Source organism: Spirosoma soli (assembly GCF_042684525.1).
Lineage (GTDB): Bacteria > Bacteroidota > Bacteroidia > Cytophagales > Spirosomataceae > Spirosoma > Spirosoma soli.
The window spans coordinates 1-16,808 of record NZ_JBHULN010000015.1 but is presented as its reverse complement, the minus strand read 5'-3'; the positions used below and the strand labels follow the sequence as shown (position 1 = coordinate 16,808).

Below are 16,808 nucleotides of genomic sequence, written 5' to 3'. Positions count from 1 at the left end.
CTTAGCTTTTGTATATTTAACGGTCTGCTCCAGCATCCCGATGAAGCCACTCGTTTATTGCCTGTTTTTGTTACTAATTATTGTTATAAATGAACAATTACGAGCCCAGCAGTTTATGCTTCCACCAGCTCCTCAACAGCTGGTTCAGCCGCAGGAGTTTGACTTGTTTGGGGGGGGAGTGACTCCTGAACGGCGGGAAAAACTGTGGCTTTTATACGCGGGGCGGAAGCCTGTGCATCTGGAAGGCCGGCTGCTGCGGGCTTATTACGACGATACGACCCAGAATCAGCATGCGCATTATAACTACGTAACCCGCACCGCTGGTGGGCGTATTTGGCTGATTCAGAACAGCCCGGCTTCCGACAAACGACTCGTGTACATTGACTCCATGAGACAGCAGGTTACCAGCTTACCCGATACGGCCCCTGTCGTGCGGTCATTCCTAGGCAAGTACAGTATTAACCAGCTATTGCTCGATCGGCGGGGAAATTTTTGGATCAGCGTGCTCGATCATGGACTGCTTCGCGTGAATCCTCAAACACTGGCTTTTGAACATGTCGTTCCCCAACATATAACGGTCAGGTGCTTGACCGAAGGGCCCGACGGTCGGATATGGTTTAGTACCGCGACCAAGTTAAATGTGATCGATCCGCGCACTAAGCAGCGGCAGACGTATGGCCGCGATGATCAGCAGCCGTCTGATGACGATGAGGAGATTACGGCATTGCGGGTGCGCGATAACGGCGATGTGCTGATTAGCCGGTTCAACCGAATTGATATATTAACTCCCACCACGGGTAAGGTTCGCAACATACTGTTGCCGCTGCCAACGCCAACCAGCCGGATGTGGACACAGAGTTTTGTGCCCGATCAACTAGGCAACGATTATTTCTCGGTGGGGGTGATGGTCTGCCGCATTACCAGGCTCGGTCTGCTGGAACGTATCGATTTTCCCCGGCCTGCCGAGAAAGTTATTAGTATTTATATCAGTCAGCAATCACCTTCATCGCCCGGCCGCCTATTAGTGAGCACCATGCAGCAGTTGTATGCGTATGATTTAAGTCGCCTGCGGCCCATTGATTCGTTCAATATTCTCGATGTGCTCATAAATGGTACCCGACTCATCGAAAACGAACATACTATTGAAGATCGGTATCAACGCGATTCGACGGGGCAACCCCGTATTACGATGCAGGAAGGTGATTTTGTACAATTCCGATTTACGGCCTTCGCCGAATTGAAAAAATCTTACTTTCGATACAAACTCGACGGGTATGACAAGGATTGGGCAATTTATTTTGACAAGATTGGAATTGCTACTTACCAGCCGCCCCCTGGCCAGTACTATTTTCTGTTTAATAAAAACGGTCCTGGTGGTTGGGAATCAACACCTGCTCGTTTATTGATTGAAGTAAAACCTATTTTCTGGAAAACCATCTGGTTCAGGACCTTTGTGTTTGTTAGTCTGGCCGGTCTGCTATTCTGGCTCGTCCGCGCCCAGAATCGGCGCCAGAAGTTACGGCAGGAGTTGGCCCGACGCGAAGGTGAAGCCGCCAGTCTGCGCCAGCTAGACGAATTTAAGAGCCAGTTCTTTGCCAACGTAACCCACGAGTTTCGCACGCCATTGACCATCATTCTGAACGCCACCGAGCAGTTAACGGACGCGTCGCTGAGTCAACGACATCAGGAGCGGCTAAACGCTATTCAACGCAATGCCAATCAGTTGTTGAGGCTCATCAACGAAACCCTCGATATGGCGAAGCTCGACGCGGGCAAGCTCGATCATTACGCCCACCTCGGTGATCCGTTAGCCTTCCTGGGGCTGATTGTGAGTCAGTTTACCGGGCTGGCTGAGCAAAAAAACATTGACCTGCAATGGAAAGCTGAACCACCGCCCGACAGTGAGGGCGGACAGCTATATTACTTTGACGATACCAAGTTTGAAAAGATTGTTTATAACCTATTGGCTAATGCCCTGAAGTTTACGCCAGGTGGCGGGCATGTACGGGTCGATTGCCAAATTACCGATACGCATCGCTTTGTGCTGCGGGTAGCCGACACGGGTATCGGCATTCCAGCCGACCAGTTGCCACGTATTTTCGAGCGGTTTCATCAGGTCGACGCCAGTACGACACGGGCTTACTCGGGCACCGGTATTGGGCTGGCCTTGGTTCGGGAGCTGACGGAGTGGTTAGGCGGCAGCGTTACGGTTAAAAGCACGCTAGGGCAGGGGAGCGTTTTCACGGTCGAGTTACCCTTGAACCGTGACATTCCTTATCCGCCGGGCACTGAACAACATCCATTGAGCCCTGCTTCCCATCAGGTTTTGAATAGACATTCGGTTGGGGCCCGTGCAGTAGAGCTTCGTCCGCTTATGGTAGGTAATGGAAGTAATGAAAAGGCCGAAGACACTAACCAACCACTAGTGCTGATTGTGGAGGATAACGCCGAAATGAGGGCGCATGTGGTTGATTACCTATCCGCTTATTACCGGGTATTGGTCGCCGAAAATGGACGTCAGGGCATTGACCAGGCGCTACGCGAAGTGCCCGATCTGATCATTAGTGACGTAATGATGCCCGAGCTGGATGGCTATGAACTGGTGGAGCGCCTGAAGTCGGATGAACGAACGAGTCATATCCCCCTTATTCTGCTAACCGCTAAATCATCTTACGATAGCCGACTAAAGGGGTTAGGTGCTGGAGCTGATGACTACGTCGGTAAACCATTCAGCTTAGCCGAGCTAAACCTACGTATCGCTAATTGCCTCCGTACCCGCCAAAACTGGCAGCAGCGACTCAACCATCGGATGTCATCCAGCGAGACAGTACTGGTGGAACCGTCGGAGGCACTTCTGGAAAAAGAAGCCCGTTTCGTGGATCGGCTGCGCCAACTTATTATTGATCATGTTGAAAAAGAAACAGTGGATGTTGACTGGCTGGCTAACCAGGCTGGCATGAGCCGTACGCAGCTTCATCGTAAACTGACCGCGCTCACTACCTTAAGTACCAACCGCTTCATTCATCGGGTCCGGCTCGAAAAAGCCGCTGAGTTGTTGCAGACGGGCGAATTCAACGTAGCGCAGGCAGCCTTTAGAGTCGGGTATAGTTCACCTTCGCATTTCACCAAAGTATTTCAGGAGCATTTCGGCTACCCACCCGCCAAATTGAAAGTATAGAGCGAAGCCCATCCATATAGCCTGTGGTCTGAAAGCACCGACCCCCGGTTCTACAATGCTTAGTCTGCCTTAGGCTATTTTACATTAAATTCTGCAAATCCGTTTTCAAGCCCGGCGGGAGTACCATTAACGAAGCCATATTCCCCCAGGCCAATGTACAAGTGATTATCAATCGCGTAACCAACCGACCATGAGAGTGATTTGTTGGGAGCAATCAATAAACTGACCGATGTACGATTCAGCTGATTTGTTGCCGGATCATACCAGAATAATTGATTGGCAACAGGATTACCTTGGTCGAAGCTCCCCTCATTCAGTAACCACAATTTATTGGCTGCTGATAAGCCAAGTCTAAAATAAGGAGCTACAGCCATACCACTCCCAAATGGGTTCGTTGTTAGTTTGAGTACTAGTTCATTGGTCTGCGGGTTCAATTCATAAACGCAGGCAAATCCATCTTCACTGCTCAGCGACTTTCCTATTTTCGCTGTAGGGTAGGCGTTAACAACCCAATATGCCTTACCGTCAATCACTACCGCCTGACTCGGGGTCCCGTAAGTTAATCCTGGAGGGAGGAGTAAAGGAGTGTCAAAGCGTTTCGTCCATTGAGATTTTCCAGGATCATATTCGGAACAGTAAACCTTATACGTATTACTCAACGCACCATTGACGATTTCAGTGACGAAGGAACAAACGTATCCCTTTCCATTGGCAAAAAACGAGATTTGAGCTTCGGGGTAGGGGGTACCATTGCCCGGCAAAGGATTTGACGAAGCCCAGCTGTCAGTAGCCGGATTATAAACGTACAGAAAGACCGGAAAGTCGTTAGTGCCTGGTACTGCAATGATACTTTGACCACCAAAGTAAATTTTATCGCTGGAAGAGAAGGCAAACAGCTTTACTGCTGCAAACCCACTGTTATCAAAATTGGGCAGTTCGGGAGGGGGTGTTCTTGCTGTATACGAGCGAGTAACGGGATCGTACTGCCAGAATGTTTGCTGTTGGTCAAGTAAAAAGCATCTGGTTCCCACTTGCATGGCATATGCCTGTCCGCTGGGGCCACTTGTAGTCGGTGGTACTAAGGGAGCTGATTTTAGTGAAATTGGCGGATTAATGTGATCCGTCACACAGCCGCTAAGCCAGTAGATGACAAAGCTCAGAAGAAAAAAGACTGAAAGAAAACGATTAACAGATAAGTACATATTTCTACAAACTGGCGATATTCTGGTTACTGTGTACATCAAAACATCTATATTTCGTCGAGTTGAATACCTTTATGAGCCGTCTTACTTGATGTTCGAGACGCCGAAAAGACTGTCGGCAATTGTTTTAGGTTATTCCGTAAATTAATTCGAACGTCGCACGATCTTCATGAAAGGTTGTGTCAGTTAATGAGAAGAGAAGCACTGATTTTACAATTTGTCTAACGCTCCAATTGTTAATAAGGTGGCAAATCAACAGCGACAAAGCACGTGCCAACTACCTTGACCCACTCACGAGTTGGGCTGTTTGCCCGATGTTAAGACGTGGGCCCTGTTGCTGGTAAACTATTCGATATACAGAGAACTAATCAGAAAGCCAACCTACCTTTCTGCGCCAGGCATCATACTCTGCTTTCTCCCGTTGTCTTTCGGTTGCCGCTGGTTGGTTCTTCTGCTCGACGTTCATCTGGGCTGTCAATTCGGCTAATCGCTCCTCAATGGTGTTTAATCCTAACTGTTGACGACGCTGATTTACCTGGTCGACGGAGTCGTCAAGCTCGTAAGCAATAAGCTGGCCTTGACTATCACTTACAAACTGAGTACCATACGATTGGAGACGATTCTCATACATGGCGATTCGGTCTGACAGAAAAGCCACATTGACGGGATCAATGGTTCTGGTTTTCTCTTGTTCATTCATCAAGGCAAGACAGCTTTTCATGAACGAAGGCAAGCTAATGGCATGTTGGACAATTAACCACGCTGCTTGACTGGCTTCTTCTCCAACCTGCTCCTGGGCTGGCCAGCCAATCTGAACAATTATTTCCTGAAGTTGCCGGGCATTATCGAGATGTACCTCTTCCATTTCCGGGTTATACCCACGAAACAGCTTTCCTTCCGTAATCAATCGTTGTCTAACGTCAAGGTCGTGATTACGTCGTTCGATTAGCTCTTGTGCAATGTCAGGGTACAATATCTCCATCGTATTAAACGAACCGATAAACGATTAACATACCTACTAATGCTCTTTACCGTCTCGCACGGAGGGCTGTGTATTCCGGCCAAAGTGGTTCAGCGTCAATTTAGGTGAATAGTTCTATTTCGAGCCAACACCCGGATGCGTAGCAGGTCGAAACGGGCTTTGCCATACATCTGCCGTTTCAGCGTTTTGAGCCAGTTTACTTGTCCCTCTGTCTGGCCATTACTCCAAACGGAACCAATCGCTTGCTGCACCGCTGAGTAATCCTGACGAAGACCCTTCTCAAAGTTACTTAACCCGGCCGAGACACTCGCATCCTGACACCACAGCGCTAACTCATCGGGCTTTTTGTCCTTTATCATCACTTTGAAACGTAGACATAAGTCGCGTACCTGGCCAATAGCCTCGTCTTGGCCTACCAGATAACTTAGAAAAGCCCGTTCCTTCTCCGGCCAGTCGCATTCAGGCAGCCCCAGCAACCGACTTACTTGCCGACATGAGTAGCGAACCCCTTTCTGAGCGGGCGGTAGGCCGGGCTCCTGGACTAAACGCAGATAATCCGCTAAGAAGGTGGTCAAGATGGTATATTCTCCGTTGTAGCCCTGAGCTTTAATCTCTTCCAAGAGCACCTTAACATTGGTTTCGCCTTCTACCCATCGTTTTCGCAGGTAAGCTTTATAGGTCAGCAGATTCGATCGTTTTGACTTGGGGCGGGGGGGCAGACGGAGTGGCATGATTGGGCAAATACTTTGCTAAGGCAGTCGGTCAGTGGGCAGAAAAACTTGCGTAGCCGCACCTGGAGCTTAATGCGTTTACCACTCATAGGTAGGTCGGCTAAAGTTCGTTGGTAAAACTATGCACTCGGTTGGTGGGCGTCAAACAGAGCGGGCAAGTACCAACCGCATCGGTGGCGATTAGCCCAATGACGAGCGAATCGTAGGCGACTTTCTCGTTACAGAACAGGAATCCAGGAGGCAAGAGTGGGGACAGGTCCATACCCACTCAACAAAGAAAAGTATTAGGATTCACCTAAATTGACGCTGAACCAGTTTACTCCGAAATACTCACAACCACAGGGGCGTTTCTCGTGTCGCAAGGAAGTGGCTCCGTTTGTCAAAACCAGCCAAGTGGGACGTTGCCTTGGCAGCCATTAGCTGGCAATGAAAGCTTAAAGCCGTCTCAATTGCTCAAACTAACCAGGTAATCCAACAGCGCTTCCCGTTGTTTATCCGTTAGAGGGGTGAGAAGCCCTTCGTACATCAGTGATTTAGGTTCATTCACCGTTTTTTCAATTGCCTGGCGTGGTAGTTGGACGATCTGGTTGCCAATTAGCATAAGGGAGATATAGTGTTCATTTGAATTTACCACTCGGCCAATCAAGACGGTGCCGTCTTTCTTAGTGACACGTACCGCCATCATACTGGGTTTAATTCGCGCTGACGGCTTCAGGATTTCTTCTAAAATCTCGGCGCGAGTCAATCGACTGGCTACGTCTTTAAGATTAGGCCCCAATAATTCGGTAATGCCATCTACCTGATGGCAACCCAGGCAAGCCCGTTCAGCAAACAACTGCTTACCCGCTTCCACCGAATTTTTTGAAAACGACCGGTCCGGCACTTTTCGGATTTTTATAGATGCAGCTAATAAAGTTGGGTCATACACCAGTTTATAGAAACTGCCCTGGTTCTCATAAACGGCATTATACCAGTAATCGGCTTTGCCATGATTGGCCAGATACAGCGAACCATCTTTACCGAATGCTAAGCCCGAAAGCTTGGGAATGTCGGCTACAGGAAACTCTTTATACGTATAGCGGCCATCGGTTAACCGTTCTATCTGAATGCGGCTGACCCCGCCACGTGTCCACCGCTCGCCCGGGCCGTAAAAAGCGATGAATAAATTACCTCCGGTACCTCCAAAATCATTACCGACCCGGTTGAACTCAATGCTGGAAGGAGCCGTTTCGGTTTCCAGCGTATGCACCGGCGCTGTTATCGATTCGTAAGCGTATTTTGACGGATTATGGCCATAAAAGCTGTCTTTCACCAGCCGATTCAGCTCTTCCTTCGGATTGCCACCGCCTTCGTTATCGGTGAAGAACAAATCGCCTTGCCCATTAAAGCTCATTCCGTAAACTGACCGGATGCCCGTAGCAACCCGCTCCACTTTTTTACCATCGGGCGATACCCGCAAAATAGCGCCCCGGTACCCATTGGGGTCCGGCGAAGGCGCGGCATTCCACGAATCGGTACTCAAGGCAAAATACAGCCAGCCATCGGGGCCGAAACACAAACCGGTGGTCCATTCGTAGGGGTGTTCGCTATGGGGTATGTTGTTAACTACTACCCAGCTTGTATCGGCTTTTCCATCTTTGTTTGTATCAAGAAAGGCCCGAATCTGTTGCGCCGTTCCTACGTAAATGGTATCGCCCCGATGAGCGAACCCCGATGGTGAACGCAGACCAAACTCCCTGACATTACAATACATGAAGGCCATATCTTCCAGCCCGTCCTGGTCCGTGTCACGCAGCGAGTACACTTCGCCGGTTTGGTTGGCGGCATAGAGTACACCCTGGGGGCCGAGCTTTACCTGAATTGGGTTGGCAATTTTTACTCCTTTGGTGATGGGTAGCTTTATGGCTCTGTAAGGTCCATATACCGATATAGTTGTATCAACATGCCTGAGTTGGTTAGGCATTACTGATTTCAGGAGGGTGAAGCTGGTTAAACCCGTGCCTGTAAGCAGGGTAATGAATCCAATGGCCGAAACGATAGCTATAGCCTTTTGTATCACTACGCGCGGATAGTGTCTGGTTGCGTTCATACCGTTTGTCGAAAGAGGCTCCCCAAACGCATGACCGTTTGGGGAGCCTCTTTCGATAGTTCTGGATTAGCAGCTATTGGGCGGTTATCGGATCAATGATGGTCACTACCTCGCTGACCGAATTAACGGGAAAGCCTCCCAATCGGGCATGTTCGCGGACGGCCTCCTCGCTTTCGGCCAGGTGAATGCAGTAAATTTTGTCTTCGGTCACAAACGATTGAACCCACTGATAGGACTTTCCAATTTCGCCAATCACATTGCAGGACGTCTGAGAAATAGAGCGTAATTCCTCCGCTGACAGATTGCCCGCGCCGGGCAGATTCCGTTCGATCACAAACTTTTTCATACAAGGACATTTTTAGATGATTGATGTCCACAAAGGTCTGCCGGCGGAAGGCGTTTCTTGTCAGATATTTTCCCTATTTAAGGGGGCCGGATTCCCTATTTTAGAATGCCCAGCCGCAAGGCTTCCTGTACAGCCTTCGCACGGGAATGTACATTCAACTTACCAAGAATGGAGGAGATATGATGGTCGACGGTTTTGGCCGATATAAAAAGCCGGTCGGCAATTTCTTTGTTCTGCAGGCTTTGGCGTAACAGTTGCAAAATTTCCAGTTCCCGATTCGTGAGCCCGGCCGGATTGCTTTTAGTACTCGGGCGTTTTCCCCGCGGAATGTTTCTAACGCGCGCTGATTGCATGTCTTGCTTCATCCGACGGATCGTAGCCACTGCTTCGAAGGCTTGAACCATTTTCAGGGCCTCCCTTTTCTGGGCATCCGTTCCCTGAAAGAGCACAATTGCCGCTTCGTAAGCACAGCCTTTGGCTTGCCAGTACTGAGCCGCTTCGGCCACTTTACCCTCGGTGACCAACTCAAAAGGCAACGACAAGGAGGTAATGGTCAAAAGCGGTCGTCGGGCCAGTTGCAACCAAAAATTATACTCACTCGTGAGTGGTAACTCATCGACCTGGTGGAGCATGGTGGCTACTTGGTCAATTTCATCATCACTGATGAGGCACTCATCAGTAAGCCATTCCAGTTCAAGCAGGGCAATCATGACGGGCAAGACCCGTTGGTATTCTTCAGTGGCAAAAGCCATTTTCTTGGCTGTATCCAGCCATTCTTTTGCCAGTGGCTCCCCGCACCGCATGCCGATGGTGGCCTGTATGGTCAGGGTCCCGATTTTAACCACGGGCGGTTGGGCTTGATTCTGTAATAAGTGCTGGCAAATAGTCATTGCTTGGCTCCACGCCCCGGTCTCGAATAACATCCGGGCTTTCCAGGAAAGTTTGTACGTGGTCCATGAATCAAGATCCCGCTCCTCACAATACCGCAGTCCCTCATCCATATACTCAGCGGCCAGCTCATAGTCTTTAGTGGCAATGTAAATACTGATCAGGTTCGTATAGGCGCGCGCTACATGCTCATGGTACCCGTTAGCCAAGGCAATACGAAGGCTTTCTTCCAGCAATGATCGGCCGATTTGTTGCGATTCACTACTTCGCAACTGCACCGAACCGGTGTTGTTCAAGGCATGACAGAGCGTTTCGTCATCCTTCATCCTGGTCGCCATGTCGATGGCTTTAGCACCCCAAACCAAACACTCCCTTTTTTTCTTTTGGAGCATGTATAACTGCGAAAGATTACTGTACGCCATTGCCTTGATAGACGAGTCAGGCTGGTCGGCCAGGGCCGTAATGGCGGCTAATGCGTAATGTTCAGATTGAGCATGGTTGCCCTCAAACCACCACAGGCGGGACAGAAACCGCAGGCTGTTTCCCACTTGTACCAGGTCATCCTTCTGCCGCCATATCGTTAAGGCTTTTCCCTGGTAGATGATGGCTTCCTTAATCTGGTTGGTTAAGTAACATTCGTAAGCGTAGGCTTCATACCAGTGGAGTAATACGTCTTTGTCCGCTCCCTGGTAGTATTCTATCGCCGATAAATACAGTTTAGAAGCTTCGATATGAGCGCCGACGGATGCGGCCTGACGGGCGGCTAACGGCGCATAGTGGGCCACTAATTCGTATTCATTCGCATTTTTCGCATGGTGAATAATGCGTTCGATTTGCCCGCTTTCCTCGAAACTCAGGCGGAATAAATCCAGTATTCGTTTATTAAGGGCAACTCGTTTTAAAGGCGACAACGATTGTTCAATCGTTCGGCGATACAGTTCATGTTTAAACTGAAGCCGTCCTTCGTGCAGGAGTAAAATACGTGACTCCAGCGAGCGCTCAATAGCGGCTTCATAGGGGGTGTCTAACCTGACGAGGTAGTTGCTTTCCAGACCAGTGGGCAGTACAGACAGGATTTCCCAGATGAACTTTGTGGTTTCGTCCTGCCGGTTATACACGAACAGGATTGAATCCTTGATATTATCCGGAATACCAGGGCTGTAGCTGGCCAAAATCTCCTGGACATAGAACGGATTGCCACCCGATATGCTATAGACGTCTTCGCCCTTGTAGCCTTTTTCCTGGGCCAGTTTTTCAACCGCCTGCTTAGACAACGATGGCAACGTGAGCCGGGTGAAAGAGCCTGGTACTAACTCACCCAGCACATTTCTGAGCGGATGGCGGGCATGAATCTCATTGTCCCGATACGTAAGCAGAAACAGACAAGCCGTTTGCGTGATTCGCCGGCTAAAGAACTTGATAAAATCCAGCGTAGCCTCGTCTGCCCAGTGAATATCCTCAAAGACAAGAATACCCCGTTGCCTAGGGGAGCTTAATGCCCCAAAAAACTGAGAAAATAAGATTGCCCGGTCGTCAAGGGTCTTGCTGTTTTCCCAGAGATGATTGCCCATCTGCAAGGCGATGTCATACAAGGGCGCCAGTGGACGTGGTGAAAATAAAGCGTCGCAGGTGCCCAGATAAAGTTGGCAACTGTCTTTCAGCGGCTGGCAGAAGGCTTTTACTAATGAGGTTTTGCCAATTCCTGCTTCTCCAGCAATGAATACACAATGCCCTTCACCCTGACTCGTTTTTTCAAACTGTACGTGCAGGGAAGCCAGAAATTCTGCTCGCTCGATTAGTCCCATATTGCCGTAGCGGTTGGTCAACCAGCCAGATCGCCGATAATCTACCTTTGTCTGTCTAGGTTAGACCCACTAATGTAGGCATTTTTTCAATCGTTTGGTAGCCTAAATGTAGAGGGTAAACCTGCCCAACCTGCGCGTTTATGTTGCCCCTGGACGCTGAGATTGAAACAACTCTGGGGACCTTGCGCCCAACGACCCCATGTGTCGCTGGCGACGTAGGAGCCTTGACGCACATGGACGGTTGGGTTGTCAATGCTGACCTCGCGGCCTGCTACCTGTCGCCGGAGAGCTTGCGTACAAAATCTTCAGTCACGCCAACGGTTTTTGCAATCTGAGCGACACTCAAAATGTTCAAATCCAATAAATTTCTGACCGTTTCCGCTTTTACAGATTGTTCGTTTTGTTCTACAGCTTCCCGAATTTTCTGCTTCTCAGCCTTGACCGCTTCAGCATTGGCTGCTGTCACACGGGCAAAGTAGGCCCGCTCTTCCGGGGTCATCTTCCGGGTGTCCAACTCATCAATGGCTCGCCGTAGCCATTCCTCGTTCCAGAAAGCAGGGTATTGTGTCGGTTCGGTCGTATGGAGCGTCTTCATGGTATAAACCAGTTTCTCTAAATCAGTCTCTATGTCAGCTACTTGCTTGCTAAACTTAGCCAATTCTACGATGATAAACGTCATTTGGCTATCAATGATTTCACCGGATTCGCTTCTCAGATTTGCCACTGTGTGAAAGTGTGCCACTGGCAAGATGCTTTTTTCCAAGAAGGCGATGGTGTACAGCTTGGGCAAGTTGGCGTAGTCAAACTCACCGCGTTCCACCAACGGGTTAAAGCGGTGGAGGGCGTAGAATTTCATACGTTGCACAAAATGGGGAGCATAGCCCAATTGCATCTCCACGATGAAGTGATTGCCCTGCTCATCAGTACAAGCTACGTCAAAAATCCCGCTTCGGCTGTCAACGGTCAGTGCCTCAAACGCATTTTTGTCAAAATGTACTTCCCGAATAGGCGTATCCGACTTGATGAGTGCCTGTAAAGCCTTGCGAAGAAATAAACTATCGGCTTCGTTGCCGAACGTGGCTTTGAAGCCATAGTCCGAAATAATGGGAATGTAAATGCCGGTTTCCATGTCGCAAAGCTATTGGAAACTCGGTAAATACCTTTGCTGGTGTTTATGAGCTACAGCTTTAGTCTGAGTCTGCACTAGGATTAGGTAACTCTCCAATTATTCTGAAAGAGCTTTCAGGCAAACCAACTGCTTCGACAACTGATCGTGTTAATCGTTGAAAACTGTCAGGGCTTTGGTGAGTACCCAAGTATAGTTTTGTCAAAGGAATTTTATGAGGTCGGCTGACCTTCGATTCATCGAACGTAAAAAATGTTGCTCGATTATTGTTTAAATTCAACAACACATCCGGGTCTTTGAATCGCTTTTGCTCGGCAAAGATTCCTAGCACCTTAGTTAGCATGTCTCGCCAATGCTCAACCGTGTGCATAGTTCCTTGTAGCTCAAACTGTTTCAAAGTTCGTTTCGACTTTGATTGCTTTACGCCGTTTTTGCGTAGGCTGGCAATCTCTTTCTTCAAATCAGCATTTTCCTGTGTAAGAGCCGAAATTTGGTTTATAAGAGGCTTTATATCAATGACCTCACTTCCCCTAACCCAGCCTTCTAAATTGTAACGGCTATCAATTTCAATCATTGACTGAAAAATAGCCAATTTGATGCCGTCCAAGCTATCAAAGAATTTGACGATTTTTGACTGTACTAGCCTTTTGAATTTCCGGTACTTGTCAACGTTATCCTGCTCAAGCACCGATCTACCAGCTTGCAATATTTTGGCATCCAAATAGCCATCTGACATGACGACCGCGAAAACCGGCTTTTTCCTATCAAGAGCGTATCTATACTCGACTTCTGTATAAGCAAGTTTGGTTTTAGGGTCCAAAGAACCGTATCTGCCTCCTAAAAGGAGCATGTACACATCGGAAGCATCAATCCATCTTTTTATTGTTTCAAGCTGCGTTTCGCTTCCTGCTGCAAATAACTCCATACCTGCTGGTATGTGGCCTGCCTGAAGAATAGTTTCGACGCAAGCCTGACGCTCTTCTAATAAATCACTCTAGGTGGATGATACAAAAACTTGTAATTTTTTCATATTCAAAACTAACTCTATACGCTCTGAATACACGTTCGTACATCAAATATTTCAGACTTAGTTGGTTTGCAAAAAGCTGATTAAAAATCCCGTCTTGCCTAACGGGGCGTTTCCTGTGTCGCCCGGAACACCGAAATGGAAACCTACAAGCTGGCCCGTTTGGGGCGTTTACGCTGTCACACGCCAGCCGGCTAACGAACCGAAAGCACCCTATCGAGCCGGGCGACTTGTCGACCGAACGCTGGACTTTGAATCACTGGCTGTTTGGCATCACCCAACACCTCCATGTGCTGATGGCGACGCAGGAGCCTTTACACACATGGATGGATGTACGCATGCTTTCTAACCTACTCATTATCAGACTACGGCCAAGTTAGCAAAAGACCTAAATCTGCTCCTGTTATCCCAAACTTAACTAGCTTTTTCTTCATCTGTCGAATCTGTTGCTGTTTGACTTGCTCGGCATCTCGTACCAGCTTCGTCGGTTCGTATGCTTCTCCAGTTGTCAGCATTTTGGAGACCACTACGGCTAATTTACGAGCTGTGGCCGTAATCGCTTTGATCCGGCCTGCTTTGTAAGCGATTCGCTGAAAAAAAGCCGTCATGGGGTTGGGCTTCTTCATGTTGCCCAACGAGTTGGCCACCATCCGAAATGTGTTCGGTAAGGTCGACTTGTTTTTCAAGGTTTTCTTCGACAACACTTTGCCGCCCGATGCCTTGTTGTTCGGGGTAAACCCCAGCCATTTGGCAAAGGCTTTGGCTGAGTGAAATTTGGCAATTGATTCCCCAACCTCGGCCATGAACGTCAGCAATGCATCCCGACCAAAGCCGGGTATATTGCTCAGGTCAACGCCCAATAGTTTGTGAGCATACTGCTCAATGGGCAATCGAGGGGTATTGCGCGACTGTCGCAGTTTCTGACGGCCAACCGTCGGGTCGGCCACGGCTTGAGGCTGGTCGATACCGTTAGTATGGTCGGTGAAGTGGCGATCCAACTCCTTGTCTAATTCAGCGATTTCGGCCTGGAGATTCAAGTAGAGCCGATAGTTGCTCCTCACCTCAAAGCGCATGGCTCCATTCCAGTTACCTCGTAACAGTTCAATAATTTCGGCCGGCTTCTTCTTGCAGCCACTGTCGACCAAAGCCGCCAGTTCAACCGGGTTTTCTTGACCCTGACAGATGGCCCCAATCACCCGTAGCCCGGATACCGAATTGGTATCCGTCAAGACAGCATCCAGCCGGACATTACCCGCCCGCAGAGCCTTCTGGATACGGCGAATATAGTCAGCAGCATCCTCGACCAGACTCCGACGCAGTCGAACTAAGGGCCGAATCAGGGTCGAAAACTCATCAGGCAGGAAGACCGGTGGCAGCAAGCCCAAACTGTGCAGAGTGCGGATGTGGATGGCATCCGACGTGTTGGATTTAAACCGGCGATAGTTTTTGCCGGGCCGCCGGAGCGGTATTCGCTCCTGAGGTGACTAATACGTCAAATCCAGCCTCTTGAAGGAGGTTGACCAGGGGTCGCTCGTAACCGCCAGTGGCTTCCAGAGCAACGTGTTTGATCTGGTGGTCGGTCAGCCATTGGGCTAATCGAAAGAGTTCTTTGACGGGCCGCCGGAGCGGTGGAGACGCCAAACTGCTGAACGTGTTGCTTGGGGGTTGTCGCTAATGGCCACTACATGGAACTGGGAGCCGATATCAATGCCCGCCACCTGCTGATGGACGACGGGCATGGCCAAATGATTGTTCTGCTTTTTCATAGTCGAAATGGGGTAGCAGTGAACAAAAAGGCTATCAGCGGGCTATTTTAGAAAGACAATAATCAGGATGTACGGAGTAGGGGCCGCAGCCCCTCTACCAGTTGGGTTCTCAAGGCATGAACGGGTCAACCCGTTCATGACGAATAGCCAAATCGGGCAGTTGGACGGGTTGATAAGCACCAACAAACGAGACGATCTTCCCTGTGACGGGCTACCAATAGCCATGTAAATATAAGGCCAAAGGTGGGCTTTCTATTCTCATGCGTTCTTCTGGGTTCGTTCGTCCGCGAACCCAGTGGATGTTGGGCTGCTAAGCTGACCTCGGGGCGGGCAGCCTGTCCCCAAACCAGCCCCCAACGAGCAATAAAAATGCACACACTCTTATCTACTGCCATTGGATGCGTTGGCCTTGCGAGACGCTTCAGCCAGAATCTCCCGGCCAAAATGCGACTGCTGCCAGGCAGGGCTTAACGTTCGGTACATTTCTGAATAATCCGCCTTTGTTAAGTACTCCCCAAGCGTACAAAGATTAGGCAAAGCAGCCCCCGCCCCTGTATCATGATAGCGTTTTACATATGTCTTGAGCAGGTCAACTCGGTAGGATTGCATTTCATCCATTACCTTCTTCAACGCATGGGCGTTAACGGTGTCGCTCTTGCTCATAAGGGTCTCGTAAACTTTTCTGACCTGATACCGTTGATAGCCGATTCGTTGATCGTCTTTCAACCAGTCTTTCCATTGCTGGTCAATGTCGGAGCCACTGACCGCGACACTATCATATTCGGCTTTAGTACCTTTCACATAGACTGTCCGGTTGTCCAACAGAATGTCGGCCAGCTTTTTAGACGCCTGTCCTTTCCCAGCGTGCAAGTAGATATGAGCCGGTTCGGAAAGATGACCATCGATTATAAACTGGCCGTTTTTAACCATTGCCGAATCGATTACTTTTCTTTTACTACCGTCAATCAAATACATTTTGGTTCCTTCTGATAGCCCGTTTATGTTCCCTATGACTTTGTACATCGACGCACCATTCGTGCTTTGGCCTACAGCGAGTAGAGGAATTATGCCTACTAACAACGCACTAACAACTTTGCAAAGGCTCATAATCTCAAATTTTGGTAGATAATCGTCTTCCTAATTAAATCCGTTGAGCTGTCACCAAGAAGTGCCCTAACAAGTGTCAGGTTTGCCCAATGGGGCGTTTCTGGTGTCAACCGAAACCGCCTAACGAGCCAACAGCCGCCCAGTCGGGGCGTTTACGCTGTCGCAGGCCAGCCCGACATGGACGCCTAAGGTTTCCTTTTCGAGCCGTGATCCTTGTCCCACGGAAGCCCACAAACACTCACTTTACAGCATGTTGGCAGCACCCAACACCCACGGGGGTTGATGGGCGTAGCCCTTTACGCCCCTGCCCGGTTGGGCTGTCGGCCTGACCTCGCGGCCGGCCTCCTGTCGCCGGGGAACCGACTTACGCAGATTCAGGACCGTATTGATGTTTGTATTTAGGCCGGTAAAAGCTGATGCCCTCGACAAAATCGAAATCTTTTTTGTTGAAGGTGAACAGTTCAACCGGATACGTTAAAGCAGTTGCCGCAATAATCATGTCGGCTATACCCGGTCGCTTGGCGTAGTGTTCCCAAGTCAGAGTGAGGAGTCGGCGCGAGA

Annotated in this window: 13 protein-coding genes and 1 pseudogene; 1 reads left to right on the top strand and 13 read right to left on the bottom strand. The window is 49.3% G+C overall.

Features of this window, described 5'->3' with window-relative positions; translation table 11 throughout:
* The first annotated feature begins 40 nt into the window (after nt 1–40).
* On the top strand, nt 41–3,178 hold the full coding sequence (locus tag ACFSUS_RS20775) for an ATP-binding protein (RefSeq protein ID WP_381525670.1): 3,138 nt from the start codon (nt 41–43) through the stop codon (nt 3,176–3,178).
* A 74-nt stretch (nt 3,179–3,252) separates the two neighbouring features.
* On the opposite strand, the gene ACFSUS_RS20770 is transcribed toward ACFSUS_RS20775, so the two are convergent.
* The 13 genes and pseudogenes from ACFSUS_RS20770 to ACFSUS_RS20710 all read right to left on the bottom strand — a co-directional run.
* Nucleotides 3,253–4,380: a Kelch repeat-containing protein gene (locus ACFSUS_RS20770; RefSeq protein ID WP_381525669.1), complete on the bottom strand. Its 1,128-nt coding sequence runs from the start codon at nt 4,378–4,380 to the stop codon at nt 3,253–3,255.
* Between the two features lie 364 nt (nt 4,381–4,744).
* Nucleotides 4,745–5,362 carry a DUF6624 domain-containing protein gene (locus ACFSUS_RS20765; protein WP_381525668.1) on the bottom strand — a complete coding sequence of 206 codons (618 nt, stop codon included), beginning with the start codon at nt 5,360–5,362 and terminating at the stop codon, nt 4,745–4,747.
* A gap of 95 nt (nt 5,363–5,457) precedes the next feature.
* Complete coding sequence (locus tag ACFSUS_RS20760; protein ID WP_381525667.1) at nt 5,458–6,093, bottom strand: transposase; 636 nt, start codon at nt 6,091–6,093, stop codon at nt 5,458–5,460.
* 100 nt (nt 6,094–6,193) lie between these two features.
* Nucleotides 6,194–6,355: a hypothetical protein gene (locus ACFSUS_RS20755; protein ID WP_381525666.1), complete on the bottom strand. Its 162-nt coding sequence runs from the start codon at nt 6,353–6,355 to the stop codon at nt 6,194–6,196.
* Nucleotides 6,356–6,538: 183 nt separating this feature from the next.
* Nucleotides 6,539–8,182, bottom strand: a complete 1,644-nt coding sequence (locus ACFSUS_RS20750) for a DUF7133 domain-containing protein (RefSeq protein WP_381525665.1) — start codon at nt 8,180–8,182, stop codon at nt 6,539–6,541.
* A 73-nt stretch (nt 8,183–8,255) separates the two neighbouring features.
* The gene (locus tag ACFSUS_RS20745) at nt 8,256–8,528 is read right to left on the bottom strand and encodes a DUF4242 domain-containing protein (RefSeq protein ID WP_381525664.1); all 273 of its coding nucleotides are present in this window, start codon (nt 8,526–8,528) and stop codon (nt 8,256–8,258) included.
* 95 nt (nt 8,529–8,623) lie between these two features.
* A complete protein-coding gene (locus ACFSUS_RS20740; RefSeq protein WP_381525663.1) occupies nt 8,624–11,221 on the bottom strand; it encodes an ATP-binding protein in 2,598 nt (865 codons plus the stop codon).
* A gap of 271 nt (nt 11,222–11,492) precedes the next feature.
* The gene (locus ACFSUS_RS20735) at nt 11,493–12,350 is read right to left on the bottom strand and encodes an Rpn family recombination-promoting nuclease/putative transposase (protein ID WP_381525662.1); all 858 of its coding nucleotides are present in this window, start codon (nt 12,348–12,350) and stop codon (nt 11,493–11,495) included.
* A 58-nt stretch (nt 12,351–12,408) separates the two neighbouring features.
* Nucleotides 12,409–13,329: pseudogene (locus tag ACFSUS_RS20730) on the bottom strand (DUF4062 domain-containing protein); the annotation flags it as partial.
* Between the two features lie 410 nt (nt 13,330–13,739).
* Nucleotides 13,740–14,759 (bottom strand): transposase, encoded by a 1,020-nt coding sequence (locus ACFSUS_RS20725; protein ID WP_381525661.1) that lies wholly within the window; start codon nt 14,757–14,759, stop codon nt 13,740–13,742.
* 43 nt (nt 14,760–14,802) lie between these two features.
* Nucleotides 14,803–15,015 (bottom strand): hypothetical protein, encoded by a 213-nt coding sequence (locus ACFSUS_RS20720; RefSeq protein WP_381525660.1) that lies wholly within the window; start codon nt 15,013–15,015, stop codon nt 14,803–14,805.
* 506 nt (nt 15,016–15,521) lie between these two features.
* A complete protein-coding gene (locus tag ACFSUS_RS20715; RefSeq protein ID WP_381525659.1) occupies nt 15,522–16,247 on the bottom strand; it encodes a DUF4369 domain-containing protein in 726 nt (241 codons plus the stop codon).
* A 364-nt stretch (nt 16,248–16,611) separates the two neighbouring features.
* A partial coding sequence (locus ACFSUS_RS20710) for a PIN domain-containing protein (RefSeq protein WP_381525658.1) occupies nt 16,612–16,808 on the bottom strand: 197 nt, incomplete at its 5' end.

What these genes read in the sequence shown, in the direction of transcription:
- ACFSUS_RS20715 (WP_381525659.1), bottom strand. Translation starts at nt 16,247, where the DNA reads ATGAGCCTTTGCAAAGTTGTTAGTGCGTTGTTAGTAGGCATAATTCCT.
- ACFSUS_RS20755 (WP_381525666.1), bottom strand. Translation starts at nt 6,355, where the DNA reads ATGGACCTGTCCCCACTCTTGCCTCCTGGATTCCTGTTCTGTAACGAG.
- ACFSUS_RS20775 (WP_381525670.1), top strand. Translation starts at nt 41, where the DNA reads ATGAAGCCACTCGTTTATTGCCTGTTTTTGTTACTAATTATTGTTATA.
- ACFSUS_RS20735 (WP_381525662.1), bottom strand. Translation starts at nt 12,350, where the DNA reads ATGGAAACCGGCATTTACATTCCCATTATTTCGGACTATGGCTTCAAA.
- ACFSUS_RS20760 (WP_381525667.1), bottom strand. Translation starts at nt 6,093, where the DNA reads ATGCCACTCCGTCTGCCCCCCCGCCCCAAGTCAAAACGATCGAATCTG.
- ACFSUS_RS20765 (WP_381525668.1), bottom strand. Translation starts at nt 5,362, where the DNA reads ATGGAGATATTGTACCCTGACATTGCACAAGAGCTAATCGAACGACGT.
- ACFSUS_RS20745 (WP_381525664.1), bottom strand. Translation starts at nt 8,528, where the DNA reads ATGAAAAAGTTTGTGATCGAACGGAATCTGCCCGGCGCGGGCAATCTG.
- ACFSUS_RS20740 (WP_381525663.1), bottom strand. Translation starts at nt 11,221, where the DNA reads ATGGGACTAATCGAGCGAGCAGAATTTCTGGCTTCCCTGCACGTACAG.
- ACFSUS_RS20770 (WP_381525669.1), bottom strand. Translation starts at nt 4,380, where the DNA reads ATGTACTTATCTGTTAATCGTTTTCTTTCAGTCTTTTTTCTTCTGAGC.
- ACFSUS_RS20750 (WP_381525665.1), bottom strand. Translation starts at nt 8,182, where the DNA reads ATGAACGCAACCAGACACTATCCGCGCGTAGTGATACAAAAGGCTATA.